General features: G+C 70.2%; 25 protein-coding genes. 13 read left to right on the top strand and 12 right to left on the bottom strand.

The window, feature by feature from the left end; genetic code table 11:
• The first annotated feature begins 431 nt into the window (after positions 1–431).
• A complete protein-coding gene (gene pcaB, locus CU254_RS00120) occupies positions 432–1787 on the top strand; it encodes a 3-carboxy-cis,cis-muconate cycloisomerase (protein WP_037716327.1) in 1356 nt (451 codons plus the stop codon).
• Positions 1788–1853: 66 nt separating this feature from the next.
• Here the strand turns inward: pcaB and CU254_RS00115 are convergent, their stop codons facing one another.
• Positions 1854–2384, bottom strand: a complete 531-nt coding sequence (locus CU254_RS00115; protein WP_009071583.1) for a DUF4383 domain-containing protein — start codon at positions 2382–2384, stop codon at positions 1854–1856.
• 160 nt (positions 2385–2544) lie between these two features.
• Positions 2545–2991 carry a DUF1772 domain-containing protein gene (locus tag CU254_RS00110; protein ID WP_009071581.1) on the bottom strand — a complete coding sequence of 149 codons (447 nt, stop codon included), beginning with the start codon at positions 2989–2991 and terminating at the stop codon, positions 2545–2547.
• Between the two features lie 90 nt (positions 2992–3081).
• Here CU254_RS00110 and CU254_RS00105 point away from each other — a divergent pair, with 90 nt between their 5' ends.
• Both CU254_RS00105 and CU254_RS00100 read left to right on the top strand, forming a co-directional pair.
• On the top strand, positions 3082–3660 hold the full coding sequence (locus CU254_RS00105) for a TetR/AcrR family transcriptional regulator (RefSeq protein ID WP_009071579.1): 579 nt from the start codon (positions 3082–3084) through the stop codon (positions 3658–3660).
• Between the two features lie 119 nt (positions 3661–3779).
• A complete protein-coding gene (locus CU254_RS00100) occupies positions 3780–4643 on the top strand; it encodes a hypothetical protein (RefSeq protein WP_009071577.1) in 864 nt (287 codons plus the stop codon).
• A gap of 3 nt (positions 4644–4646) precedes the next feature.
• Here the strand turns inward: CU254_RS00100 and CU254_RS00095 are convergent, their stop codons facing one another.
• Positions 4647–5864 (bottom strand): esterase family protein, encoded by a 1218-nt coding sequence (locus tag CU254_RS00095; protein WP_037712066.1) that lies wholly within the window; start codon positions 5862–5864, stop codon positions 4647–4649.
• Positions 5865–6200: 336 nt separating this feature from the next.
• On the bottom strand, positions 6201–7163 hold the full coding sequence (locus CU254_RS00090) for an alpha/beta hydrolase (RefSeq protein ID WP_009071573.1): 963 nt from the start codon (positions 7161–7163) through the stop codon (positions 6201–6203).
• A 165-nt stretch (positions 7164–7328) separates the two neighbouring features.
• Here CU254_RS00090 and CU254_RS00085 point away from each other — a divergent pair, with 165 nt between their 5' ends.
• Genes CU254_RS00085 through CU254_RS00070 form a run of 4 tightly spaced genes read left to right on the top strand, consistent with a single transcriptional unit; the run spans position 7329 to position 10568 of the window.
• Positions 7329–7802 (top strand): MarR family winged helix-turn-helix transcriptional regulator, encoded by a 474-nt coding sequence (locus CU254_RS00085; protein ID WP_037712064.1) that lies wholly within the window; start codon positions 7329–7331, stop codon positions 7800–7802.
• A gap of 49 nt (positions 7803–7851) precedes the next feature.
• Positions 7852–8700 (top strand): SAM-dependent methyltransferase, encoded by an 849-nt coding sequence (locus tag CU254_RS00080; protein WP_037712062.1) that lies wholly within the window; start codon positions 7852–7854, stop codon positions 8698–8700.
• Positions 8701–8733: 33 nt separating this feature from the next.
• On the top strand, positions 8734–9897 hold the full coding sequence (locus CU254_RS00075; RefSeq protein WP_009071567.1) for a sensor histidine kinase: 1164 nt from the start codon (positions 8734–8736) through the stop codon (positions 9895–9897).
• Entirely contained in the window at positions 9894–10568 is a 675-nt protein-coding gene (locus CU254_RS00070) for a response regulator transcription factor (protein WP_009071565.1), read from the top strand. The genes CU254_RS00075 and CU254_RS00070 overlap by 4 nt, the downstream gene beginning before the upstream one ends.
• Here the strand turns inward: CU254_RS00070 and CU254_RS00065 are convergent.
• Both CU254_RS00065 and CU254_RS00060 read right to left on the bottom strand, forming a co-directional pair.
• A complete protein-coding gene (locus tag CU254_RS00065; protein WP_009071564.1) occupies positions 10535–11410 on the bottom strand; it encodes a CPBP family intramembrane glutamic endopeptidase in 876 nt (291 codons plus the stop codon). The genes CU254_RS00070 and CU254_RS00065 overlap by 34 nt on opposite strands.
• A 108-nt stretch (positions 11411–11518) precedes the next feature.
• A complete protein-coding gene (locus tag CU254_RS00060) occupies positions 11519–12448 on the bottom strand; it encodes a patatin family protein (protein WP_037712057.1) in 930 nt (309 codons plus the stop codon).
• 112 nt (positions 12449–12560) lie between these two features.
• Between CU254_RS00060 and CU254_RS00055 the strand changes: the two genes are divergently transcribed.
• The 4 genes from CU254_RS00055 to CU254_RS00040 all read left to right on the top strand — a co-directional run bounded on the left by CU254_RS00055 (position 12561) and on the right by CU254_RS00040 (position 16406).
• Positions 12561–13109, top strand: a complete 549-nt coding sequence (locus CU254_RS00055) for a PadR family transcriptional regulator (RefSeq protein ID WP_037716323.1) — start codon at positions 12561–12563, stop codon at positions 13107–13109.
• Complete coding sequence (locus CU254_RS00050; RefSeq protein WP_009071560.1) at positions 13106–15112, top strand: NADPH-dependent 2,4-dienoyl-CoA reductase; 2007 nt, start codon at positions 13106–13108, stop codon at positions 15110–15112. Before CU254_RS00055 ends, CU254_RS00050 begins: the two co-directional genes overlap by 4 nt.
• Positions 15113–15141: 29 nt before the next feature.
• The gene (locus CU254_RS00045) at positions 15142–16110 is read left to right on the top strand and encodes a prephenate dehydrogenase (RefSeq protein ID WP_009071557.1); all 969 of its coding nucleotides are present in this window, start codon (positions 15142–15144) and stop codon (positions 16108–16110) included.
• A 65-nt stretch (positions 16111–16175) separates the two neighbouring features.
• The gene (locus tag CU254_RS00040) at positions 16176–16406 is read left to right on the top strand and encodes an antitoxin (RefSeq protein WP_009071555.1); all 231 of its coding nucleotides are present in this window, start codon (positions 16176–16178) and stop codon (positions 16404–16406) included.
• 123 nt (positions 16407–16529) lie between these two features.
• On the opposite strand, the gene CU254_RS00035 is transcribed toward CU254_RS00040, so the two are convergent.
• A complete protein-coding gene (locus CU254_RS00035) occupies positions 16530–18488 on the bottom strand; it encodes an FUSC family protein (protein WP_009071553.1) in 1959 nt (652 codons plus the stop codon).
• Positions 18489–18562: 74 nt separating this feature from the next.
• Between CU254_RS00035 and CU254_RS00030 the strand changes: the two genes are divergently transcribed.
• Positions 18563–19009 (top strand): SRPBCC family protein, encoded by a 447-nt coding sequence (locus CU254_RS00030; RefSeq protein ID WP_009071552.1) that lies wholly within the window; start codon positions 18563–18565, stop codon positions 19007–19009.
• Positions 19010–19094: 85 nt separating this feature from the next.
• Positions 19095–19853 (top strand): polysaccharide deacetylase family protein, encoded by a 759-nt coding sequence (locus CU254_RS00025; RefSeq protein ID WP_009071551.1) that lies wholly within the window; start codon positions 19095–19097, stop codon positions 19851–19853.
• A gap of 73 nt (positions 19854–19926) precedes the next feature.
• Here the strand turns inward: CU254_RS00025 and CU254_RS00020 are convergent, their stop codons facing one another.
• From CU254_RS00020 to CU254_RS00005, 5 genes are all read right to left on the bottom strand, one after another.
• Positions 19927–22515: a CHAT domain-containing protein gene (locus tag CU254_RS00020; RefSeq protein ID WP_037712054.1), complete on the bottom strand. Its 2589-nt coding sequence runs from the start codon at positions 22513–22515 to the stop codon at positions 19927–19929.
• 53 nt (positions 22516–22568) lie between these two features.
• On the bottom strand, positions 22569–23054 hold the full coding sequence (locus CU254_RS00015; RefSeq protein ID WP_037712051.1) for a hypothetical protein: 486 nt from the start codon (positions 23052–23054) through the stop codon (positions 22569–22571).
• Positions 23051–23656, bottom strand: coding sequence for an RNA polymerase sigma factor (locus tag CU254_RS00010; RefSeq protein ID WP_009071544.1), 606 nt, complete (start codon positions 23654–23656; stop codon positions 23051–23053). The genes CU254_RS00015 and CU254_RS00010 overlap by 4 nt, the downstream gene beginning before the upstream one ends.
• A gap of 1418 nt (positions 23657–25074) precedes the next feature.
• Complete coding sequence (locus CU254_RS42815; protein ID WP_159396472.1) at positions 25075–25215, bottom strand: hypothetical protein; 141 nt, start codon at positions 25213–25215, stop codon at positions 25075–25077.
• Positions 25216–25314: 99 nt separating this feature from the next.
• Positions 25315–26064, bottom strand: coding sequence for an SGNH/GDSL hydrolase family protein (locus CU254_RS00005; RefSeq protein ID WP_100266670.1), 750 nt, complete (start codon positions 26062–26064; stop codon positions 25315–25317).
• Positions 26065–26225: the final 161 nt, after the last annotated feature.

Genomic DNA, 26225 nt, shown 5'->3' with positions numbered 1-26225 from the left:
CGCGGCATTCGGCCAGCGGCGGTGCGATGGCACCTGAGCTGCGGGCCCGAACGCGAAGCGAAGCCGTGCAGCATCCGGCTGCGGTATCCGGCGAGAGGCGGCGCGACGGAGCCAGAGCTGCGGGCCCGAACGCGAAGCGAAGCCGTGCAGCATCCGGCTGCGGTATCCGGCGGGAGGTGGCGCGACGGAGCCTGAGCTGTGGGCGGGAACGGGAGGTGATGTGGCGGAGAGTCGTGGCTGCGTCCGATGAGGAGTGATGCGATGGCAAGGCTGCAAGTCGGGCTCAAGTCCTGATTGGAGCTGCAGCCAGCGACATCGCCTTCGGGAGCGGCTCAGCGAAGCTCGCGCCCCGATCAGGGCGACGCCACCCACACCGCGGCTGGTCAGTGACGTGCTCTCGCCCGCGCACCCGGCGTGCGATGCTGGACGGCATGACCGCCGATCCTGACTCCGGCCTGCTCTCCCCGGTGCGCGCCGGAACCCCGGCCGAAGCGGTGACCGGTGACCGCGCCTTCGCTGCCGCCATGCTTGAGGCGGAGGCTGCCCTCGCTCGGGCGCAGGCGCGGCTTGGCACGGTCCCAGCCGAGGCAGCCGAGCGCATCACCAAGGCCGCGCGGCTGGTGGGCGAGGGCGGACTCGACGTCGTCCAGCTGGCCCGCGACGCGCGCGAGACCGGGAACCCGGTGGTCAGCCTCGTGCGTACGCTGTCCGCCAAGGTGCCGGACGCGGCCGATTACGTGCACCGTGGCTCGACCAGTCAGGACATCGTCGACACGGCGATGATGCTCGTCGCGCGGGACACGCTGCGGCTGATCACCGCGGACCTGACGGCGATCGCGGACGCTCTCGCCGAGTTGGCGCGCGCCCACCGCGACACGGTCATGCCCGGGCGCACCCTCACCGCGCACGCGGTGCCGACGACTTTCGGGCTGAAAGCGGCGATCTGGCGGCAGGGCGTCCAGGAAGCCGCCCGCCGGATCGCTGCGCTGCGGCTGCCGGTGTCGCTTGGTGGCGCAGCGGGGACGCTGGCCGCGTACGTCCAGTACGGCGACGGGACCGACGACTACGCGGAACGGCTAGTCGCGGCCTTCGCCGAGGAAACCGGGTTGGCCGCGCCGGTTCTGCCGTGGCATGCGGATCGCGCGCCGGTCGCCGAGCTGGCTTCCGCGTTGGCTGGGGTGACGACAGCGGTGGGCAAAATCGCGGTCGACGTTCAGGTCTTGGCCCGCACCGAAATCGGTGAGGTGACCGAAGCGACCGGGGGCGGGTCGTCGGCGATGCCGCACAAGCAGAACCCGGTGCGGTCGGCGTTGATCCGGTCGGCGGCGCTGCAACTGCCAGTGCTGGCGGCCGGAGTGACTCAGTCCGGATTGGCGGAGGACGAGCGTTCGGCCGGGGTCTGGCAGGCCGAATGGCAGCTGTTGCGCGAATGTCTCCGGTTGACCGGCGGGGCCACGCACACCGCGGTGGATTTGGTGCGGGGACTGGACATCCACGCGGAACGCATGCAGGAGAATCTCCAGCTGACCAACGGGTTGATCGTCTCGGAACGACTGTCGGCCGCTCTGGCGCCAAGGATCGGCAAGGCTCGCGCGAAAGACTTGCTGGGCACCGCTTCCCGGCGCGCGATTGAGGAAAACCGTCCGCTGGCGGAGATTCTGGCGGACACGCCGGAGATCACCAGCGTCGTCGATGCGGCGACGCTGGCCGATCTTCTCGACCCGGCGCAGTACGTCGGGGCGGCCAGGCGGTTGGTGGACCGGGCGTTGGAAGACCCCGCGCACTAAAAAACGGGATCGCCGCCGGGGAAACGAACTCCCGGCAAGCGATCCCGTCACTCCACTGTGGACCGGTTAGTGGGCCAGACCATGCCCGCCCGTCTCGGGACGACGCGGCGGGACCGCCGGATCGACCTCGACGGGTTCCTCGTCCTCCGGCAGCAGCACCCCGTGCCGCGCCGGGAGAACCGCGGTCAGCAGACCGAGTACCGCGATGCCGAGGTGCAGCCAGTTGTCCGCGTCGGCGAGGTTGAGCGGGTTGCCGAGGCCGGACACCGGGTTGACGGTGATCGTCCCGGCCAGCATCAGGCCCCAGACGAACAGCGCGCCGTAGCCGATGAAGAGCAGCCAGCCGAACGTCCGCGCGCGGCCGGAACCGAGGGCCAGCAGCAGGCCGATCACACCGGTCACCACGTGGACGACGTTGTTCAGCGGATTGGCGGAAAACCGCCACAAAGTGACACCGTGTCCGGTGAAATCCCCGAACCCGGACTTCACGAGCCCGATGATGCCGTAGGCGAGAAACAGGACCCCGAGCAGAACGGCCAGCACCTGGGCGGGCTGCACCCCTTCCACCCGGACGCGGGCCCGATGCGCACGAACCATGACTCCAGTCCTTCCCGTACCGAGGTGACGGTGGGTCAACGCTGAACGAATACCCCCGGTCAAACCGGGCCGAAACCCGAATTCGGCGTCCCGGACGCGCCCACTGGGCAAGATCGGGGCTGCTGTGGCTGCTGAGCCACGGGGTGGCCGAGTGGGGCATTCAGACGAGCGCGGCGACCAGCAGGGCGAAGGCGGCGATGAGCACCGCGACCCGCGCGTAGTGGTAGCGGTCCCAGCGGTTCATCTGCTCCTTCCAGTCCGCGGGGCGGTTTTCCGGCGTCCACGTCTTGCCGCGGTTGTTGATCGGGACGAGCAGCAGGATCGACATGACCACACTGACCACCAGCAGCCCGGCGCCGAGCACGATCAGGGTGGTGCCGGGCCGGTCCCACGCGAGGATCGCCCAGATCGCGCTCAACCCGAGCGAACCGAGATACCAGAACGGCATGAGGGCGCCGAGCATCCGGCCGCCGTGCGCCCGGCCCTGCTGATTGCTGTCGTCCGAGAGCCCGCTGAGGATCGGGTTGATGACGAAGGCGACGGAAAACTCGACCCCCACCATCACGCCGACCACCACGATGGTGCAGACCGCGAGTGCGCTGAGCATGATGACCTTCCCAAGATCTAGCGTTGCTAGCCGATGAATCGATGCTAGTACTACTGCCGCTCGGTTGTCTAGCAGTGCTAGAGTCGGCTTATGTCAGTACACACCCGGAAACAGCGCGAACAGGCCGAACGCGAGCGCCTCATCGTGGCGACGGCCCGCGAACTCGCCGAACAGCAAGGCTGGGACGCGGTCACCACCCGGCGGCTGGCCGAGCGCATCGAGTACAGCCAACCCGTCCTGTACAGCCACTTCCGCGGCAAACGCGAGATCATCGGCGCGGTCGCCCTCGAGGGAGCCGCCGAACTGGCCGCGGCGGTGCGAGCCGCGACCCACGCCGTGGCGGGGCCGCGCGCCCGGGCCACCGCGCTCGCCCGGGCGTACCTCGACTTCGCTGAGCACCACCCGGCGGTCTACGACGCCATTTTCCAGCTCGACGGCGGTCTCGCGTTCGCGCAGGAAGACACCCCGGAACCGCTGAAGGACGCCTTCGCCGCGTTGCTGGAAACCCTCGGCGAGGTCGCCGGAGAAGGGGTCCACCCGGGACTGTTCACCGAGCTGTTCTGGGCGTCCCTGCACGGGATCGCGACCCTGACCCGCGCGGGACGGCTGCCGAGGGAACTCGCCGAACAGCGGATCGAGTTGCTGGTGGAACGGCTCGTCGTGGTCTGATCCACCACCGCTTGCCCGCAGCGCGGCCGAGCGTCACGCGTGCCGGCCGGTACCGAGACCCATCCCACACAACCGTCCCGTTCGGCGAACCCTGATCAGGCGATCGGGGAAGTCGGGGCATGCGCAGGGCGAACTCGTTGCTATTGCTCGGCCTCGTTCTCGGTGCGGTGCTCGCGTTTCTGGCCACCGAGGCGGAGCCGCACCGGCAGGTGGTCACCGCGGCCGGGCCGTCGACGTCCGGGCCTGGCGTCCTCTCCCCGGCCACCGGCTCGGGCTCCCCGGGCCCCGGTCTGGGCAGCTCCGCACCCCAGCAAGGCACCGAACTCAGCGCGCTCGTCCCGCAGGGGCACGTCAGCGTGGTCGTCTACGACCGTGCCACCGGGACGACCCCGGTCTCCGTCGACGCGCATCGGCGCTATACCTCCGCGTCCCTCGTGAAACTCCTCATCGCCCTCGACGCGCTCGATCGCGGCAGCAGTCCGGGAACCGTGCGGGCAATGCTGTCCCGCAGCGACGACGACACCGCCAGCAAACTGTGGGTCGAGGGCGGCGAGACGAGCATCGTCCGGGACGCGGTCGCCGAAATGGGCCTCGCCGAAACCAAGCCGCCGCACGACCCGGGACGCTGGGGCGACACGGAAATCACCGCCGCCGACATCACGCGCGTCTACCGCTACCTGATGGACCGCGCACCGGCCCCGCACCGCGAGACGATTCTCCAGGCGCTCCGCGAGGCCACCGAAAACGGCGCCGACGGTTTCCGGCAGTATTTTGGCATCCCGGACGCCCTCGGCCCCGGTTCCTGGGCGGTCAAACAGGGCTGGTCCTGCTGCAATCCCGGGCGGATCCTGCACTCCACCGGCCTGGTCGACGACAACCGGTACCTCGTCACGGTCCTCACCGAGAATCCCCGCTCGGTCGGCTACGAAACCGCCGCAGGGCAAGTCACCGAAGTGGTCAAGCACCTTCCCGGCATCCGCTGAACGTCACTGCTCCGCCGCGGTCAACGCACCCCGCCCACCCGTACTCGGCAACGGCCACGGCTTCACCCCGCCGGTCACGTCGGCCCGCGGCCCGGGAGCCGACGGTCCCGGGATCCGCTGCCCGATCCATGTCAGGACGTCCGGCAGCTGCGCCTTGAACGTGTTCATGTTGTGCCCCGCGTCGGGGATCCGCCACGTCGTGAACTGCACCGGCGGCTGCGCGGCGGCCCGCATCTGGTCGACCGCGCGGCTTTCGTTCTGTTCCTTCTCCCCGGAGATCGCGAGGAGTTCCAGCGGGGCCGGGTGCTGCCGGACGTTGATCTTGACGTTGTTCGCGTCCTCGATGTCCTTGCGGCCGCGGAAAAGGTTCTCGGTCTCGCCGTCCACCTGCGCCTTTTCGTAGCCGCTCACGCTCGCCGCCTGCGCGTACCACTGCGGATGCCGCGTCACGAGGTTCAGCGCGCAATAGCCGCCGGACGACCAGCCGGCGATCGTCCACGCGCGCCGGTCCGGATTGAGGCCGAGACGCTGGATTCCCCATTCCCGGACGTCCGCCGACAAGTACGTGTCGTTGGGACTTCCGTTGACCTCGTCGACGCATTCGGTGTCGTGGCCGATTTTCGGCGTTCCGGTCGGGTCCGGGATCAGCACGATCACCGGCGGCAGCAGATGCTTCGAGATCGCCGAGTCCAGCTGTTCGGGCAGGTGGTACCCGATCGGCGCGGTGGTGACCTCCGGGCCGGACGGGTAGTTCGGGATCCAGATGATCGCCGGGAACCGCATCGCCTTGTACGGATGCTGGAAGTATTGCGGCGGAAGGTAAACCGTCACGTCGCGGGTCAGGCCGGTGCGCCGTCCGGTCACCGTCACGTGCGCGATGGTCCCCTTGCCGACCCGCGCGTGCGCGACGCCGAGGTCGCGCGCCCGGCCGAGGTCGACGCCGTTGTCGCCGCCCTCGACGTCGATGCCCTCGGCGGCGAACGCGCCGGTCCCGAGCAGCGAGCCGAGCGTCGGGAAGAATCCGCCGATCATGTTGCCGGTCAAGCCAAGCGTCACGATCACGAGGCACAGCGCGACCAGCACCGTGGCGCTGCGGCCGAGTTGCTTGCGCTTGCGCCATTTGTCCCAGAACCACGGCACCGCGATGACCCCGAGGAGCGCGAGCACGCCGACGACCGCGAGCATGACGGGCGAATCCAACCTGATTGCGCTCAGGTGCACGGGAAAACCTCCAGGACCGATCGCGCGCCCGGAAGGCGGGACCCGCTGCTGTAGATACGTTTGAGGGGCCATTCGCGTTGTGATCACGTGACATCGATCACGCCAGACTGGCTGCGGCGAACTCAGCGGAATCTCAGGATTGCCCGTTCGTTCCTGATCAGGTGCGTCTCCTGACATTCGAGCAGCGGCGGGGGGATCGTGCTTGCCGTAGCGCGTAGCACCCTGGCCCCTGCTTACAGCCGAATCTGGCCAGAGTCGGCTGACGCGAAAGGCTCCATTTTCTCGGCAATTGACGAGAATCGGCGTCCCGTGGCGCCTCCCGGAATCAGCGACGACTCAATTGCCGAACGCGCCCCGCAACACCGTGATCGCTTGGGTGATCGCCGCTTCCGCCGCGTGCGTTTCCCGCAGCGCGTTCACCATCACGAAGTCGTGGATCACGCCCTGGTACCGAACCGCCGTCACCGGAACGCCCGCCTGACGCAGCTTCGCGGCGTACGCCTCGCCTTCGTCGCGAAGGACGTCGGCCTCGCCGGTGATCACGAGCGCCGGCGGCAGTCCGGCGAGTTGCTCCACAGTGGCGCGAAGCGGCGAAGCGGTGATCTCGGCGCGCTGTGCCTCATCGGTCGTGTACTGGTCCCAGAACCACTTCATGCCTTCGCGGCTGAGGAAGTAGCCCTCGGCGAACTTCGTGTACGACTCGGTGTCGAAGGACGCGTCGGTGACCGGGTAGAACAGCACCTGCTGCAGGAACTTCACGTCCCCGCGCTCCTTCGCCATCAGCGTCAGCGCCGCGGTCATGTTTCCGCCGACGGAGTCGCCCGCGATCGCGATTCGCGTGGTGTCGAGCCCCTTCTCCGCACCGTGCTGGACAACCCACTTCACAGCGGCATAGTTCTCTTCGATCGCGACGGGGTAACGAGCCTCGGGCGAACGGCTGTATTCCGGGAAAACGACTGCCGCACCGGTGCCGGCGGCGAGTTCGCGGACCAGCCGCTCGTGGGTGTGGAAATCGCCGAAAACCCAGCCCGCGCCGTGGAGGTAGACGAGCACCGGCAGCGCGCCGGTGCCGCCCTCCGGCTTCACGATCCGGACCTCGACGTCGCCGTTCGGTCCACCCGGGACAGTCAGAGTCTCGATGTCGGCGGGGGCGAGTTCGACGTCGCCGTCCTGGACGCCGTCGACCGCCTTGCGGCCCTCGGCGGGCGGAAGCTGGAACAGGTACGGAGGCTGGTCGGTGGCCTCGGCGAACGCCTGGGCGGCCGGTTCGAGGACGAGGTTCTGCGGGTTCGCGGTCATGGCTTCCTCCGGTAGCGGATCGGTCGGACCGCACCAACATAGCTCGCAACTAAGTTGTGCACAACTAAATGACACTCAATGAGATCTGGAGCACTTGAGTTGCCCTTCTCGCGCAGCCGAGAGAGGATGGAGAGCTGGCACCGAGAAACCCCAGGGAGGCCGCCGATGACCAGCCCAGACACCGGAGAAACCGGCTCGTTGCTGCTGGACGACCAGCTGTGCTTCGGCCTGTACTCGGCCTCCCGGGCAGTCACCGCGCTCTACCGCGCGCTGCTCGAACCGCTCGACCTGACCTATCCGCAGTACCTCGTGATGCTCGCGCTGTGGCAGCAGGACGAACAGCAGGTCAAGGAGCTCGGAGCCGCGCTGAACCTCGACTCCGGCACGCTGTCGCCGCTGCTGAAGCGGCTGGAGAAGGCCGGGCTGATCAAGCGCGAACGCCAGTCCGACGACGAGCGCTCGGTCCGGATCCGGCTCACCGACGAGGGAACCGCGTTGCGCGCCAAGGCGGAACGGATCCCGCCGCACGTCGGAGCGGCGATGAACCTGGACAACGCCGAACTGGCCAAGATGCGCGCCGCGATGGATCAGCTGACGGCTTCGGTCAACGCCTACCGGGAGTCCTACCGGCCGAGCTGAACGCGGCGCCATGGTTAGCATGAGCGCCAGGGCGAGCGTGAGGACGGCGATGAGCACACAGGACGAAGCACTGCGCGCGGTGGAAGCCAGTCTGGACCGGCCGTCGGCGGCCCGCGTCTACGACTACTTCATCGGCGGCACCACCAACTACGCGATCGACCGCGTCTTCGCCGAGAAGGTGCGCGAACGGCTGCCGCTGATCGGCGAGTACTGCCGCACCAGCAGGCAGTTCCTCGGCCGCGCGGTGCGCCAGAGCGTGCGCGAGGGCATCCGGCAGTTCGTCGACATCGGGTCCGGCCTGCCGACCGCGGGCAACGTGCACGAGGTGGCCGACGACGAGCGCCCGGAACACGACACTTCCGTGCTGTATCTGGACAACGAGCCGGTGGCGCTCGCGCATTCGCAGGTGCTGCTCGCCGACACCGCGGACGAGGACCGGCACCAGGCGATGGCCGCCGACCTCCTGCAGCCCGCCGAATTGTGGGACCGGGTCGCCGATTCGGCGGTCATCGACGTCCGGAAGCCGGTGGCGCTGATCGTCAACGCGGTGCTGCACTTCATCAAGGACGAGCAGGACCCGGACGGCATCCTCGAGTTCTACCGCAAGCAGCTCGCGCCGGGATCGCTGCTCATTCTTTCCCAGATGACCAACGAAAACCCGGTGGACGACAACGAACGCCAGGCGCTGGTCGACATCATCAAGTACTACGAGTCGACCACCAACCCGGGCATCCTGCGCACGAAGGCGGAGTTCGAACGGTTCTTCGGCGGCTGGCCGCTGCTCGAACCGGGACTGGTGTACGCGCCGGCGTGGCATCCGGACGCCGGCACGCTGTTCGCGAAGACTCCGTCGGAGTCGCGGGTGATCGGCGGCGTGGCCCGCAAACCGCAGGACTGACAGGGGTTTCCGCGCGAGCACTAGGCTGCGGACATGTCGACGCGCCCGGCGGAGTGGATCAGCAGAGCCGTGCGCGACGCCGCGGTAGCCGACCGATGGCTCGCGGCGCTGGTGACCGTTCTGGCTTTCACGCCGCCGCTTTCCTTGATCGGCACCACTTTCGGCGGCCTGCCGTCCCGCGCGCCCGACGCGGGATCGGTGCTGCTCACCTTGGGCATGACCGTGCCGCTCGCCGTCCGCACGCGCTGGCCCGCGGCGTGCTTGACGGTGACCGGCCTGTCGTTCGCCTGCTACGAATCCCTGGGCTACGACGCGACTTTCGGCGGCCTCGCCTTGGTGTTCGCGCTCTACTCGGCGGGCGCGCACCAGCGCCGGTTCCGGATCCCGCTGGCGCTCGGCGCTTCCGCGGTCTACGCGGTGTTCTACCTCGTCCTGCGGCTGCGCGGCTCGCCCGAACGCCCGATCGACGCGGTCGTCTTCTACGCCGCGCTGGCCGCGGCGGCGGTCATCGGCGGGCTCGTCCGCGGCCGGCGAATCGCGGAAGCCCAGCGACGGCGGCTCGAAGCCGACGCCGCCGCGGCGGCCGAACGCGCCCGGATCGCGCGGGAACTCCACGACGTGGTGAGCCATCACGTGACCGCCATGGTCGTCCAGTCCGGCGCCGCTCAGGTCCTCGTCGAGTCTCCGGCGCGGGTCACCGAGGCATTGGGCAGCATCGGCGAGTCCGGCCGGGAGGCGCTGCGCGAACTGCGTTCGCTGCTGGGAGTGCTCGAAGCGACCGGCGAGCGGGTCCCGGACCGGGAACCCCCGTCGCTGCGTTCGGTGTCCGACCTCGTGCGCAGGGCCCGGATCGGCGGACAGCCAATCGAGTTCGCCGAAGAAGGAGATCGGCCGGAACTGTCCGCGGAAGCCGGGCTCACCGCCTACCGGGTGGTGCAGGAGGCGTTGACCAACGCCGTCAAATACGCCACCGGACGACCGACGACGGTCCGGATCGGCAATCGGCCGGAGGAGGTCGACCTCGAAGTGACGACCGAAGGCACCACGCCGGGAACCGCCGACGGGCTGTCCGGCGGACGCGGACTCGACGGCCTGCGAGACCGGGTCCGGGAGGTCGGCGGCGAACTCACCGCCGGGGCCGGACCGGACGGCCGTTTCCGGGTGCACGCCCGGATTCCAGCGAGGAGAGAGCCATGACCGAGCGCGTGCGGGTGCTGGTGTGCGAGGACCAAGCGCTGATCCGCGCGGGTTACGTGACGATCTTCGGCGCGCAACCGGACCTGGAGGTGGTCGGCGAGGCCGAAGACGGTCCCGCCGCGCTCGCCGCCGCCGAAAAGCTGCGCCCGGACGTCATCGTGATGGACATCCAGATGCCGTTCCTCGACGGCATCGAGGTGACCCGGCGGCTGGTCGGCCCCGGCTCGGCGAATCCGGCGAAGGTGCTCGTGGTGACCACCTTCAACATCGACGAGTACGTCTTCTCCGCGCTGCGCGCCGGGGCGAGCGGTTTCCTGCTGAAGGACGCGCAACCGGCCGAACTCGTCAACGCGGTGCGCACGGTCGCCCGCGGCGAAGCACTGCTCGCGCCGACCGTGACCCGCGCCCTGATCGGGCAGTTCGCCGACCGGATCCGCCCCGCCTCGGCCGCCGGTCCCGGTCCGCTCGAACACCTCACGCCGAGGGAGCGGGAGGTGCTCGTCCAGCTCGCCCGCGGACTGTCCAATGCGGAAATCGCGGAAGAACTGGTGCTCAGCATCGAAACCGTGAAGACCTACGTGTCGCGCATCCTGGCCAAACTCGACCTGCGCGATCGCGTCCAGGCGGTGGTGCTGGCCTACCGGACCGGACTGGTGTCCGATCGCGACTGACGCCCGCGCAACGGCACGATCCGGCCCCGGCGCGCGGCCGAGCGAAGGAAAAAGACCGTCGGCACGGCGCAGACCAGCACGGCGAAAATGCTCGCCTCCGGACCGAACGCCCCGCCGGTCACCACGTCCGGACCGGACAGCAGAGTATGCAGGAGGCTGCCGGCCCCGCCGTCCGCGCCGGACACCGTGGTGCCGAAAACGCCTCCCTCAGCGAGATTCCACGCGAAATGCAGGCCGATCGGCAGCCACAGCGTGCGGGTGGCGACGTAGGCCGCGCCGAGCATGAGGCCAGCCTCGACCGCGATGGCGAGCGCGCCCCACAGCGAAGCGCCCGGGTTCACCAGATGCGCGACACCGAAGAGGATCGCGGACAGGGCCAAGGCGCCCCAGGTGCCCAGCCACCGTTCGACGATGCGGAACAGCACTCCGCGGAAAAGCAGTTCCTCCGTCACCGCGACGGACGCCATCAGCCCGGCCGTCGCCGTGAAACCCCAGAACGAACCGCCGGAAAACCCGTCCACGCCACCGAAGATGAGTACCAGCAGCATGGTGGCGACGAAGGCCGCCGCACCGATCGCCATTCCGCGCAGCACCCCCGCACGTGCGTTGGCGGGCGACAACTCGGCGACCGGCCGCTGCTCCACGACCCGGCTCAGCCGGAGATAGCACCACAGCGCCGCGGCCGCGGTGCCGACGCCGATCGCGAACTCCAGCACCCCGAGGCCGGTCAATGCGGAGTTCAACGCTCCGGCGGCCACCATGAGCGCTGCCATTGCCACGATCAACAACGGAAAACGGAACTTCCGCCATCCGACTGCGGGGTTCGCGGTCTGGGAATCCATGTCAGTGCGTCCTTTCGCTCGATGCACCGAACGCTAGGCAGCACGGAGACCGCGGAAATCCCTCGAGAACGGACACCTCGGGTAGCTCTTGCGAGGGACCCGGCCGGTTCAGGACGCCCGGCGCAGGCCCTCCAACGCCGCGTAAACCGCGTCCCGCCCCAATTCCACCGCACGGCGCAGCACCGCCGGATCCCGTTCCAGCACAACAACATCCGGTGCCCCAGCGGGCGGCCGCACACTCGCCAGCCGCGGATCTTCCCGCAACTGGCGTTCGTCCTCCAGATCCCGGTGATACTGCGTGCGCCAAGCATCGATGGCACCCGGCGCGTGGCGACGGAGAAAGCGCGGCACCACGACGTCCTGCACGCGCGGCGGCGGCACCGGATGTTCGTCCTCGCGCCGGGTGCGCAACACCAGAACGTCCGTCGCCCCCTGCGCCAACGCGGTACGAAACGGCAGCGGCTCGGCGATCCCCGCGTCCACGAACCGCCGCCCGCCCATCGCGATCGGCGGCCCGGCCAGCACCGGCATGCACGACGACGCCGCGAGCGCCGTTTTGATCCCGTCGACGTCCTCGATGAACGGCCGCAGATCGGTCGACTCACCGGTGTCGGCGTCGGTGGCGAGCGGATGGAAGCCGACCGGATTCGCCAGGATCGCGGGGAAATCCATCGGTTCGAGGACCGAGTAGACCTGGTGGACGAGATACTCGAGATCGATCACCGCGCGCCCGCGAAGGGTGTGCAAGGGGTTGATGATCCGCCGCATGACAGCCGGGTTCCACCAGGTCCGCACGCCGGTCCGCGAGCGCCCGCACAACAACCACGCGGCGTTCAGCGCACCGGCGGAGGCCCCGTAAACGTCGTCGAAGGCCAGTGCGGCCCCGAGTTCTTCCAGCGCGAGCACCATCCCGCTCGAATACGTGCCCCGACTGCTCCCGCCCTCGACGGCGAGCGCGAGCCGACGGCCGTCCGTCCGCCGCCCGGGCACGCTGCCTTCGGCGATACGGGCGGCGAGCAGTTCGAGAACCGGATCCACCCCTCCATCTTGGTTCTTTCCGCGGGGTGGATCGACCCGTTTTGCCCCCTCTGCGGGTGACCTGGATTGCACTCAGTTGCACTGCACCTAGTTGCATATGACACTGTCCGGCATGGCACTGGAGCACGCGATCCTCGTCTCGCTCTCGGAACGCTCCGGCTCGGGGTACGAGCTGGCGCGCCGGTTCGAGAAGTCCATCGGGCTGTTCTGGAGTGCCTCTCACCAGCAGATTTACCGCGTGCTGAAGCGGATGGAGGAGGCCGGTCAGGTCGCGGTCGACGTCGTGGTTCAGGACGGGCGGCCGGACAAGAAGGTCTACACCGTCGCGGAGCCGGGCCGGGTCGAGTTGCGGCGTTGGCTCGCTGAACCCTCTCCGCAGGCTGGGCCGCAAGAGCTGGCGGTGAAGCTGCGCGGGGCGTCGTTCGGCGACCCCGAAGCGGTCGCCGCCGAGATCACCCGGCACCGCGACGCGCACGCCGAGCGGCTCGAGCTGTACCACCAGATCGAGAAGCGTGACTTCCCCGCCCCGGACCGGCTCCGCGGCCGTTCGCTGCACCAGTACCTCGTGCTGCGCGGCGGAATCCGGGTCGAAGAAGGCCAGGTCGAGTGGCTGGAAGAAATCCTGACCGCGTTGCGGGCCGACCAGAAGGACGGACGATGACCGAGTACCCGAACCTGCTGTCCCCGCTCGATCTCGGCTTCACGACGCTGCGCAACCGCGTCCTGATGGGCTCGATGCACACCGGTCTGGAGGACCGGGCGTCCCGTTTTCCGCAGCTGGCCGAGTATTACGCCGAACGCGCGCGCGGCGGGGTCGGGCTGATCGTCACCGGCGGGTTCGCGCCGAACCGCACCGGCTGGCTGTTGCCGTTGGCCTCGAAGCTGTCCACGCCCGCCGAGGCGAAGCAGCACCAACTGCTGACGAGCGCGGTGCACGCGGAGGGCGGCAAGATCGCGCTGCAGATTCTGCACGCCGGCCGCTACGCCTACCACCCGCTGAGCGTTTCCGCGTCGAGCCGCAAAGCGCCGATCAACCCGTTCCGCCCGCGCGCGCTCACCTCGTACGGCGTGCACCGCACCATTCGCGCGTTCGCCGATTGCGCGGCGCTGGCCCGCGACGCCGGGTACGACGGCGTCGAGATCATGGGTTCCGAGGGCTATCTGATCAACCAGTTCCTCGCCGAACGCACCAATCGGCGCACCGACGCGTGGGGCGGCACCGCGGAGAAGCGCCGCAGGTTCGCCGTCGAGATTGTCCGCCGTACCAGGGAAAAGGTCGGGCCGAACTTCATCATCATTTACCGGCTGTCCATGCTCGACCTCGTCGAAGGCGGACAGAGCTGGGGCGACGTCGTCGCGCTGGCCCGCGACGTCGAGGCGGCCGGGGCCACGATCATCAACACCGGCATCGGCTGGCACGAAGCGCGCGTGCCGACGATCGTCACGTCGGTGCCGCGTGGCGCGTTCACCTGGGTCACCGGCAAGCTGAAGCCGCACGTTTCGGTGCCGGTGGTGACCTCCAACCGGATCAACCTGCCGCACGTCGCGGAGCAAGCGCTCGCGGACGGCGACGCGGACCTGGTCTCGATGGCCCGGCCGCTGCTCGCCGACCCGGACTGGATCCGCAAGGCCGAAACCGGCCGCACGGACGAGATCAACACCTGCATCGCGTGCAACCAGGCCTGCCTCGACCACGCGTTCAGCCGGAAACCGGTGTCCTGCATGGTGAATCCGCGGGCCGGGCACGAGACGACGCTGAATCTCCTGCCGGCCCGGCGGGTCAAGCGGATCGCCGTCGTCGGGGCCGGGCCGGCCGGGCTCGCCACCGCGACCGCGCTCGGCGAACGCGGACACGACGTCGAACTGTTCGAGGCCGACGACGAAATCGGCGGCCAGTTCGGGATCGCGCAACGGATTCCGGGCAAGGAGGAGTTCGCCGAGACCATCCGGTACTACACCCGGCGGCTGGAGGTCACCGGCGTCAAGGTGCGGCTCGGCACCCGGGCGACCGCCGCCGACCTGACCGGGTTCGACGAGGTCGTGCTGGCCACCGGCGTCACGCCGCGGGTCCCGGCGCTGCCCGGGATCGACCATCCGAAGGTGCTCTCGTACGTCGACGTCGTGCGGCACGGCAAACCGGTCGGCGAACGCGTCGCGGTGATCGGCGCGGGCGGCATCGGCGTGGACGTCAGCGAATTCCTCACGCACAGTTCGTCGCCCGCGTTGGATCGCGACGCCTGGATGGCCGAATGGGGCGTCACCGATCCCGCGCTCGCGCCCGGCGGACTGGCGAAGCCGAAGCCGGAACCGTCGCCGCGGCAGGTCTACCTGCTGCAGCGCAAGAAGTCGCCGATCGGGGCCGGGCTCGGCAAGACGTCCGGCTGGGTGCACCGCGCGGCCCTGCGCGCGAAGGGCGTGGAAAAGATCAGCGGCGTCTCCTACGACCGGATCGACGACGCCGGTCTGCACCTCACGGTCGACGGGAAACCGCGGCTGCTTGAGGTCGACACCGTCGTGGTCTGCGCTGGCCAGGAATCCGTGCGGGAACTCGCCGACGCGCTCGGCGACGTGCCGGTGCACCTCGTCGGCGGGGCCGACGAAGCCCGCGAACTCGACGCCAAACGGGCGATCGACCAGGGCACCCGGCTGGCCGCGATCCTGTAGCCGCTTGCGCGCACTGGCAGGATGGCCCCGTGCGAGACGTATGCGTAATCGGGCTCGGGCTCATCGGCGGATCGCTGCTGCGAGCCGCCGCGGCGAGCGGCAGGACCGTATGGGGAACCACAGTGTCCGAAGTGGACGCTGACGCGGCGAGCCGCGGCGGCTACGACGTCACCACCGACGCCGAAGCCGCCCTGCAACGCGCGGCGGCCGCGGACGCGATCGTGGTCATCGCGGTGCCGCTGCCCGCGGTGGAGAACCTGCTGCGCCAAGTCGCGCAACACGCGTCGCACTGCCTCCTGACCGACGTGGTCAGCGTGAAGGGCCCGATGCTCGACGCCGTCCGCAGGCGCGCGCCGTACACGCGCTACGTCGGCGGGCATCCGATGGCGGGCACCTCGCACTCCGGCTGGCTGGCCGGCGACACGATGCTCTTCCGCGACGCGGCGTGGGTCGTCGGCGTCGAAGAGGAAACCGACCTCACGGCGTGGGCCGAGGTCACCCGGCTCGTTCTGGACGTCGGCGCGCACGCCGTGCCGCTGCCCGCCGATTCGCACGACGAGACGGTCGCCCGGATCTCGCACCTGCCGCACCTGTTCGCCGCGATCCTCGCCTCGGTCGGCGCGCAGGGCGGCCCGCTCGCGATGTCGCTGGCCGCCGGTTCGTTCCGCGACGGCACCCGCGTGGCCGGATCGTCGCCGGACCTGGTGCGCGCGATGACCGAAGGCAACCGCGACGCCCTGCTCCCGATCGTCGACGACGCACTCGGCCGCCTCGGCGCGGCCCGCGGTTCGCTCGCCTCGACCGGAGGCCTCGCCGCGACCATCAACGCAGGTCACGAAGGCGCCCTCGCGCTGGAAGCGGCCCGCGACGCGGCGTTGTCCGGCGTCCGCATCGATCTCACCGCCGCCGACGCCCGCGAAGGCCTCGTCGCGCTCGGCGAACGCGGCGGCCGGATCACCGGCCTGGACGGGGCCGTCGCACTCGGCGAAGTGTCTTGACTTGCCTGGAACGCCTGGTGTGTGACGATTGAATCCTCTCAATCCCAACCCCGGGGAGGCATTCGATGGGCATCAACTTCGACGAGCTCAAGAACAAGGCGACCGAGGCGCTGCGCGAGAACAGCGGCAAGCTCGAGCAGGGTCTCGAGAAGGCGGCTGAATTCGCGAAGTCCAAGGTCAGCGGCCACGATTCGCAGATCGACGGCGGCGTCGACAAGGCCAAGGACCTGCTCGGCAAGGTCACCGGCAAGCACGACGAAGGCGGCGAGAAGCCCGAGGGCGGCGGACAGCAGTAACCCTCCGCCTCCAGGTTGGGCCCGGTTGCGCCCCAATGTGGCATTGGGTGCATCCCACGCACCCAACGCCACATTCGGTGCGTCCCACGCACCCAATGTGGCATTGGGGCGCTTCGGACCGGCTCAGGTGCGCCGGTGGTACGGCAGGAACCGGCGCACCAGCCGCAGCGGCGAGCGTTCCACCAGGTCCGGCCCGCGGACCGCGTCGAAGGTCGAGCCGAGCTGGTCCACCACCCCGGCGAGGCGGGGGTTGTCCGGCATCGGCACGGAATCCGGGTCCCGCTGCTCGCGGACCGCGGAAGCCAGCTCCGCCAACGCGTCCGTGAGCAGCTCGATGTCCGCGGGCGACGGCGCCGGGGCGCCCTCGCCGATCGTCACGCCGACCTCGGTCACCGCGTCGGTCACGCGCTCCAGCCCCGCGATCACCGGCCACCACGCCACCGCCTGCCGTCCCGCCGGCGACGGCTCCACGATCACCTGCTGAAACGCCGTCCGCAGGTCCGCGAGCGCGCGGTACGCCGCGCGCCGGGCCCGCGACCGGGCGAGCCGGGATTCGGCGGTCGAGGTCAGCACCATCGCGGTGCGGACGTACTCGGCGACCGTGTCGAAACTGTCCGCCAACCGTCCGCCGACGGTCGGCCGCCGCGAACCCGGCCACAGCAGGTAGCCGAAGACGAGCACGATCACGCAGCCGATCACGGTGTCGACCAGCCGCGCCAGCACGACGGGCCAGCTGCCGGTGTTGGCGAGGTCCATCTGCAGGATGATCAGCGGCGTCACGAACGTGCCGAGCATCCCGTAGTTGCGCACCTTCCCCACCGCGGCCCCGCCGGCGAACACCGCGATCAGCACCACCAGCACCCAGCCGCGCGCGCCGAACGCCAGCACCACCGCGCCGATCCCGACGCCCACGACGGTGCCCATCCCGCGCAGCACCGCGCGGCCGAACACCGAGCCGAAGTCCGGTTTCAGCACCACGCCGACGGTGAGCGTGATCCAGTACGACCGCTCGAAAGGCACCATCAGCGCCACCACTTCGGCGACCGCGACGCACAGCGTGAGCCGCAGCGTCGCCAGCCAGGTCAGCGGGCCGGACAACCCGCTCGCCCACTGGCGCAGGCGGCGCAGCAACGAGACTTTCTTGCGGCGCTTGCGGTCGTCGAGCTTCCCGATCCGCGCCAGTCCGGCGTAGAGCGCGCTGACGACCGCGTCGGCGTTCTCGTCCCGCAACTCGGGCGCGGGCGGCAGCGGCTGATTCGCGAGCACTGACGCGGCCACGCGGGTCAGGTAGTCGATCACCTCGTCCGGCGCGCGCTGTCCGGCGTTCACCATCGCCACCGACGCCTCGACCGCGGGCGTTGTCGCGGACAGCCGGTTCAGCAACCGGCGATACGCCGCGTCTCTCCCGGACAGCCACGAGCGCGCGACGAGCAACCGGTCGTACGCCGTGCTCATCGCGGTGGTCAGCTGGTGGCGCGCGACCCGCGAAGTCGGTTCGTCTTCCGCCGACAGCATCGCCGCGAGTTCGATGTAGACCTGCGCGACGGCGGTGCGTTCAGGGCTCGTCGCGCGGAGCGTCCAGGTGCCGAGCGCGACCAGCAGTCCCCAGCCAGCGCCCGCGCAGAAGTAGCCAAAGAGCACTTCGGTGCGTACGCCGGTCGCGTGCTGCGCGGTGCCGAGCACGCAAAAGACGAACATCTGCAGCCCAGCCACCGAAGCGTTGCTGCCCGCGGCGCTGATGAGCGCGGAAACCGCCGCGATGACCACGATCGCCGGGATCGACCAGGCGGGCATGCCGCCGGTCAGGAGCCCGACGAGGTACCCGATCCCGGCCGCGAACGTCGCCCCGCCCAGCCGTCGCGCGCGGTAGCGGTAGGCCCCGGCCGCCTCGGACAGCACGGTCGGCAGCGCGCCGGTGGAGATCAGCGCGCCCACCGCGATGTCGCCCGCCGCGTACGCGACCGCCAGCGGAGTCGCCAGCGCGACCACCGCGCGAGCGACCATGTTCCACGGAATGGGAACCGGTTTGGAACGCAGAAGCTGCGTCAGCCAGTGCGGCGCGGCGAAATCGGGGCGGCTCACCGCACCATCTTGACCTACCGGGGCCGTCCGGGATTGATTTGTCGCACGGTCAACAACGTCTTCAGGGAGCTTTCATGGCGGGTCGCAGGTACTCGTTCGAGGTCAACCGCGTGAGCGCCGCCGCCCCGCCGGTGCTGTTCCGGCTGGAAAGCGACGGGCCGCGGTGGTCGACGTGGGCGCGGCCGCTCGTGTGGCAGGCCCGGTGGGCGGAGCTGGGCGACGACGGCGGCGTCGGCGCTGTCCGGGAAGTCGGATTGTGGCCGGTTCTCCTGCGCGAGAAGACCGTCGAATACGTACCGGATCGACGGCACGGCTACGCGTTCGACGGTTTCGGCCCGGTCCGCGACTATCGTGCGGAGGTGGCGTTCACCCCGAACGCCGCCGGCGGCACGGACCTCAGGTGGTCGGGTTCGTTCACCGAAGGCATCCCCGGAACGGGTCCGGCCGCCCTCGCGGCGTTGCGCGGGGTGATCGGACTCCTGGCCACGAAGCTGGCGAAAGCAGGCGAGCGTGCTGCCTGACCGAGGTGCGTTGCACCACAACGATCAACGAAGACCGGAGCAGAGACGTCATCCCCTCGGGTGACCCCGAGGGAAAGGAAGCGGCATGGCGAAGCGATTGCTGGCGGCGGCATTGGCCGGTTTGCTCGTGCTCTCGGCATGCTCCGGTCCGGATTCGAGTCAACCCCCGGAACAGGCGAACCCCGCGCCGGGCGCCCGGACGCCGGGTCCGCCGCCCGGGCCGTACCCGTTCGGGACCGTGCAGCAGAAGGTCGCGCCGATCCAGGACGGCAAGGTCCCCGTGGTCCGCCGCATCCAGACCGACAAGCCGTACGTCTTCATCACGATGGACGACGGCGCGGTGAAGGACCCCTCGGCGCTGAGCCTGATCCAGCAGTCCGGCGGGCATCCGGTGCTGTTCCTGAACAACCGGTACGTGAAGGGCCACGAGGCGTACTTCAAGGCCATCCTGGACTCGACCGGCGCGGTGCTCGGCGACCACACGGTCAACCATCCGAACCTCAAGGGCAAACCGCTCGACTTCCAGAAAAAGGAAATCTGCGACGACGCGGACGATTTCCAGGCCTCGCTCGGCATCCGCCCGACGCTGTTCCGCCCGCCGTTCGGCAACTACGACCAGAACACGCTGAAGGCCGCGGCGATGTGCGGCATGCGCGCGTCGGTCCTGTGGACGGCCTCGGTGAACGACGGCGTCGTCCAGTTCCAGTCCGGCGACAAGCTCCGCCCGGGCGACATCGTGCTGATGCACTTCCGCAAGACCTTCAAGGAAGACTACGAAGCCTTCATCGCCCGGGCCAAGCAGGACGGCCTGACGCCGGTCCCGCTGGCCGACTTCCTGGGCTGAGCCGACACCTCGCACCCGCTCGTGAGTGCGCACGCCGGTTCTAACCGGCGTAGCCGCTCACGAGACCCGGCGCTCAGCCAGCTCCGAGGCACACGAACGGCCGCCGCATCGGGTCCACCGCGATCGCTTCCGCCAGGGCCAACGCGGGCGAGGTCCCCTCGGCGAGCCGGCGGTGCAGGTCCGCCATCGTGTCCGCCGCTGCCCGGTCGCCGACTCGCGCGACCGCGCCGATGACCGTCTTCGAGCCGCTCGCCAGGAGCGTTCCGGCGAAGCCCAGCGCTTCCTCGCCCGGCCGGATGTGGCTCATCGCCAGCTCGCACGCGGCCAGCACGACGCGCTCCGGCGGGTTCGCGAGCCGGGTCGTCTCGTGCGCGAACAGCGGGCCGTCCACCAGTTCGACGCGGGAGAACAGCGCGTTCGCCGGTTCGTGCGCGCCGTGCGCGACCAGGTGCGCCAAGCGGGTTCCGTCCAGCGCGGTCAGGACCGTGGCACTCGTCGCGTCGTCGCCCTCGACCAGCTGCGCGTCCGGGTAGACCGAGCGCAGCTTGCTCACCTCGCCGACCGCGCCCGGCACGCCCGGACCGCCCGCCAGCAGCACCGGACCGTCCTCCGCCGGACGTTTCGCGGTGATCCACGCGGTCGCCGAGGGCGCGATCGACACCGGATGCCCGCGCAGCGACGGCAACGCACCCCAGGGCATCGCGTAGAGCTGGCCGATCGGGACGATCACCAGCTCGCGGTCGTCGAGAGTTTTGACCAGCGACGCGGAAATCAGCGCGTCGAGCTTCTCGGCCCGGCGGCGCGCGGACGCGGACACCGTTTCGGCCATCATCGGCGGCAGATGGTCCGGCGCGAGCGCGTCGAGGTCGGCGTGCAGCTGAGTCGCGGTCTCCACGATGTCGTCCAGCGGGCCCAGTTTGAGCAGCCGGAACGTCCCGCGGTCGACGACCACGGAGTACAGCTGGTTGTTGTACGGCACCAAGCTCACCAGCACGCGGTCGCCGAGCGCGACGACGACCTCGTCCGGCGTCGCGACCGGACGCGGACGGCCCCACTGGCTCGTGTACCAGCCGAGCCGGCTCGCCTCGCGCTGCAGTTCGGCATACCGCTGCTCCAGCGCCTTCACCGGCTCGCCCTCCAGCCGGGCGCGCTGAATGGTGCGCTGGACGTGCCGCATCTCGTTCATGTGCTTGGCCAGCACCGGATCCTCGATCACCGGCAGCGGTTCGTACCGGTAAACCTGCGCCCGGGTGCGTTCGAGCCAGGCGAACATCCTCCGCGCGCCCGCCGCGTTCCGCCGCGCGCGCCGCAGCACGAGCCGCATCGCCAGCCTGCCGAGTTCCTCGCCGTGCACGGCCGTGCCGCACAACAGGTCGAGCCCGCCCATCCGGTCGCGGATCGTGCCGAGTTCGCGCAGTCCGGCGCGGGCCTGCGCGAGCGCCGCGCGCGGCCGGTCCTCGGCCACCGCCAATTCCGCCCGGCACAACCGGAACAGCATCCGGTGGTCGACCGGCGACGTCGCGCGCGGCGCGGGCACGTGCTTGAGCACGAGGGAAGCTTCGGCGATTTCCTTGCGGCGGATCAGCAATCGGACCGCGAAGAGCCGCGCGACCGCCGCCTCGTCCCGCAGCCCGAGCGCGGCCAGCCGTTCGGCGCTCGAGACGAGTTCGGCGGGCAACCGCGAGGTAGAGCGTCCTTCCCGGTCCGACAGCACCTGCTGCGCTTCCGCCCGGTACCGCGCCAGACCGGCGATCTCGGCCCACGTTCGATTGCCGCGGCGGAGAAATCGGCGCCGCGCGTCGGACGCGCACTTTCGCGCCAACGCGAAATCGCCCTCCAGCAACGCGGCCGCGGCCCGCGCGACCTCGGCTTCCGCGATGTGCTGGCCGGATCCGTTGGCCCGCAACGCCGGCAGCGCCTCGTCGAGATGCTTGCCCGCCTCGTCGGCGAGGCCCGCGGTGAGCAGCGCGCGGGCCTGGTCGAGCCGGATCAGCGGGATCGAACCGGGCGATTCGGTAACGAGGATGCGCGCGGCTTGTTCGTAGCTGGAGAGGGCCTGCGGGACGTCGCCGATGAGCTGCGCGTGGTCGCCGAGATTTTGCCGGATCTTGCCTTCGAGCAGGGTGTGCCCGTTTTCGCGGGCGAAGCCGAGCGCGCGCTCGAGGTCGGCCTGCGCCGCATTCGGCTGGTTCAGCGCCATGTGCACGAGCGCCCGGTTCAGGAGCACGACGACCATCGTCCGGCGGCCGTCGTCGAACTCGGCCTCCATGCCGGGGATGACGGCGTCGTACATCGCCAGCGATTCGCTGAACCGGCCGCCGCGCATCAGCACCACGGCTCGTTGACCGGTGGCCAGCAAACCCAGTTCGCGGACGGCCTTGCTTTCCGGGAGCTGGTCGAGAAGCTGCCGCGCGGTGTCGAGGTGCACGAGACCGGCGTCGGTGGAGGAGACCTCGGCCTCGGCCGCGCCGAGGCTCACCAGGACGCGGGCCTGCAGCTGCCGGTGTTCGGGCAGCGGATCGGCGACGCGCGCCAGCCGCGTGAGCGCGCTGCGGAACAACCGCACCGCGATGCCGGGCCGCTGGTCGGACGCGGCGGCCCGGCCGCGCGCGTACAGATCGGTCGCCGCCGCGATCGTTCGATCATGGACGGGCGCGGACACGGACTCTATGGGAGCACACCTCCGCCACTCTCCATAACGCCCGTCCGGGTTTCTCAGAGAACGACGGTCGGCGTGACGACGGTGCGGCGGTGCGGGCCCGCTCCGAGGTGCACGAGGATCTGCGTGGTTCCGCAGGGAACGCGTTCGAGCACGAACCGGCCGCCCTCGTCGGTCGCCGTCGCGAACGTGCCGTGATCGGCGACCCGGACTTCCACGTCGTACGCGCCCGCGGGCGCGAGCCAGCCGTCGATCCGGTGCACCTTCCCGATTTTGGTCAGGTTGATCATCACGGTCAGGTCGCTGACGGTGAACGTGATCGTGCCGGTCGCCGTGCTGCGCACGCCGGCCAGTTCGTCGAGCCGTTCCCAGCGCGCGACCTCGACGTCGAGGTTCTCGAGCTCGAGCGCGAACTGGACCCGCTGCACCAGACCGTCCGGCGGCGGGTCGATTTCGTCGAGGAACCGGCCGATGTCGGCCAGGATGGCCTCGTCGTCCGGAACCGCGTGGCCGTGTCCCGGCCTGCCGATGTGGTCGCTCACCGGGCACCCCCTTCTCCTGCGAGCAGATCCCGCATCGAGTCGAGGCAGCGGCCCCTGGTGGGCCCGACGCTGCCGCGCGGCATCTGCATGGCCTCGGCCACCGCCCGGTACTCGGCGCGGCCGGCGAGAACGGTCAGCCGCAGCAGCTCCTGGCAGCGTGCGGGCAGCCGGAGGAAGGCGCGCCAGACCCGGCGGTCCCGGTCGGCGCGGACGGCTTCCTCCTCAGGCGCGGGATGATCGCTTTCCAGCGTCGCGGCGACCTCGTCCGACAGCGGCACCGGCTGGGCCCGCCTGCCGTAGGGACGCGTCGCCTCCCGGCGAGTCGTGGTGATCAGCCAAGCGGCGAGCGCGCGGGGGTCGCGCAGCTTCGCGAGCTGGCTGAACAGAGCGAGCCACACGGTCTGGACCACGTCCTCGGCCACTTGCCGGTCGAGCCCGTTGGCGCGCGCGACGTGCCACACGAGCGGCGTCAGCTCGTCGACGAGTTTCGCCATCGCGCGCCGATCGCCGCCCCGCGCCGCCTCCATGCAAGCGGCGTGCAGGTCGGCGCCGGTCAGGCCTTCCCAGGGCGGGTCTACCTCGGTGGTGTGCACGTCGGTCACCGTAGCTGCCTCACTCCGGAGGTGGGCCGACCTGGGCGAGCAAGCCTCCGGTCGTGTCGGCACGGCCGGGCCCGTCGCGGGTCGCCTCTCCGGTCGGGTACCGGATCGATCGTGAATGGTGCGCGCTCTTTCGGTGGAACGGATGATGCGGACGGTGTCCAGGGGCACGACGGGTGCCCGGTGGGTGGGCTCTTGGTTGAGGAGCGGGCAACTGGGTCTGGGATACATGAATCTCTGACTTTTTTCGGGTGAGTTTTTTCGTGGCGCCCGGCGGGGCGGCTTCCGGTGCGGGTTCCGTGCTGTTCGGTTGTGGGGTTTGCGCAGGTCAAGCGGGATGCTGCTCCGGCGTGGTGCCGGGACACGACCGGCTGGGCTCCCCCTCCAGCACGGCCGTGTCCCGACAGCTCCGTCCGGACGCGACGAGTCCCCCAAACGACCCATCGCGCCCCGCCGGACCGGTTCGGCCGACGGATCCCTCCCCCGAATCCGCCTCGCACCGGCCCGGAAGCCGCTGCCCCACTCCGGAGGGTCGGCTCACCGGCTCGATGTGGCTGGGCGGATTCCTCCCCGAACCCGCCTCGCCGAACCGAGCCGCGAGCCAACTCTCCATCCGGACCGACCCGCGCGACCCGTCTGACGCGCGAACTCCTCCCCGAAGTCCGCTGGGTCGGACGGGCTGGCGAGCCGCCCGTTCCGCCGAACCGGCCTGCGTAACCCGTCGCGCTCGCGAACCCCTCCCCGAGATCCGCTCAGCCCGCCTAGTCAGCAAGACCCGCTCGCCGGTTGCGCCGAACCAGCCCGCAAAGCCCGCCAGCCGAACAGATCCCTCCCCGAATCCGCCCAACCGCACCAGCCCGCGAGCCGATCCGCCGAACCGGCCCCGCGCAACCCGTCGCCCTCGCGAACCCCTCCCCGAGATCCGCTCAGCCCGACAAGTCAGCAAGACCCGTTCGCCAGTTCCGCCGGACCAGCCCGCAAAGCCCGCCAGCCGAACAGGCCCCTCCCCGAGCCTGTCCCGCCGCGCCAGCCCGTCGGACCAGTCCAGCCAGGAATGGCCGTTCCGCTCCTCCGGCGGGCTCGGCGGCCCAGCCGGGTCCCCTCCGAACCCGGCTGGCCGGAGCCGGGTCCCCCAGACCCGCGCCGAGCGCGTTGCCGGACCGGCGGCGGCCGGTCCTTGTCGAGTGTCTTTCGCGTCGCAGCGGCCGACGGCCTGCTCGCCCCCTTCTGCCGAGCAGGTCGCCGGTCGCGCGGGTGCGTACCGGACGGCAGCGGCTGCTCTTCCGCGTGCCGACCGGTACTTCCCGCCCCCAGGGGAGCCCGCTCCCCTTTCGGGCCCCGCCGGAGGAGAGTTCCTCCCCGAACCCCTCCGGCTGACGACGTCCGGCAGCCCCCTCGGCTCCCGGGCGCCGCCCGTCTGGCTACTTGGCGGTGCCGGTGTCGTCGAACGGCTCGTGGTTGCCGTCCGGCTGCACACCCTGGTTAGCCCCAGGCGCGGGGCTCGTCTTGACGGGCGGAACGGTGGTTCCCGGCTGCCGCTCGTCCTTCTGATCCGCAGGCATGTGGCCCTCCCTTTCCTTGGTTCGCCCTATAGGACGCATCCAGGGTGCGCCTAGATACACGGAGCGCCAAAGTTTTTGGGATTTTTGCGAACCTGCCGGTCAGGACGGCGGCGTCACCTCCCCCGGATGCCAACCGTCAGTGACGATCGGTAATCCCTCCGAGAGCGCGGCCGCCCAGGCGCGGTAACCGACCGGGCCGGGATGGAAACGGTCGGCGGCGAACATTCCCGCACGGAGCAATCCCGGCGCCAACGGGATGTGCGTGACCCCGGGGAGCCGCGTCAGAGTGCGCGCCGCCTGGTCGAGCGCGACCGACCGCGCGCCCAGCACGTCCCGCAGCGGCCGGGGCAGGGACGGGAAACTCGCCAGCGGCGGTACGCCCGCGAGGACGATCGGCACGTCGCCCGCCCTTCGCCGCACCTCGACGACGATCGCCAGCAGATCCCTTCGGTACCGCGCGGCCGAGTGCAGCTCCAGGGTGTCGTTCACGCCGAGCACGACGACCACGACGTCCACCGCCCGGACGCGTGGAACCAGTTCGTCGAGAACCACCCGCGCGGACGCGCCGGTGATGCCCAGCGCGTGCCACTGCACCTCCCGGTCCGGATACGCGCGGGCGAGCCCCACCGCGAGCTGCCCGGTGAGCGCGTCGGCGTGGGTCAGCGCGCCGACGCCGTCCACCGTCGATTCGCCGATGACGGTGAGCCGCAGCGGTCGCCCGGATCCGAGAGAGCCCTCGACCGGCCCCGTGGCGCCGGGAAGCCGCGGAGTCGTCCGACGCACCCGGACCGCCTGCGCGACCAGCACGGGTGCCATCAGGAAAAGGAGGAACAGCCGAAGAACTGCCATGCCTCCGACAGTAACGACGCACCCCGACAGATCCGGGCCGCCGAAGGGAGTTGTCCACAGGCGCGATGAGTTGTGGACAACCCTGGGGACAACTCTGGGGACAGCTGCGGAGAAACCTTCCGCCCGCTGCATGTCTGCAACTGCCGACAGAACCGCCCGCC

The sequence above is a fragment of the Amycolatopsis sp. AA4 genome, from assembly GCF_002796545.1.
In the GTDB taxonomy this organism is placed as follows: domain Bacteria; phylum Actinomycetota; class Actinomycetes; order Mycobacteriales; family Pseudonocardiaceae; genus Amycolatopsis.
The sequence above is the reverse complement of the archived record's forward strand: the minus strand, read 5'-3'. Positions and strand labels throughout refer to the sequence as shown.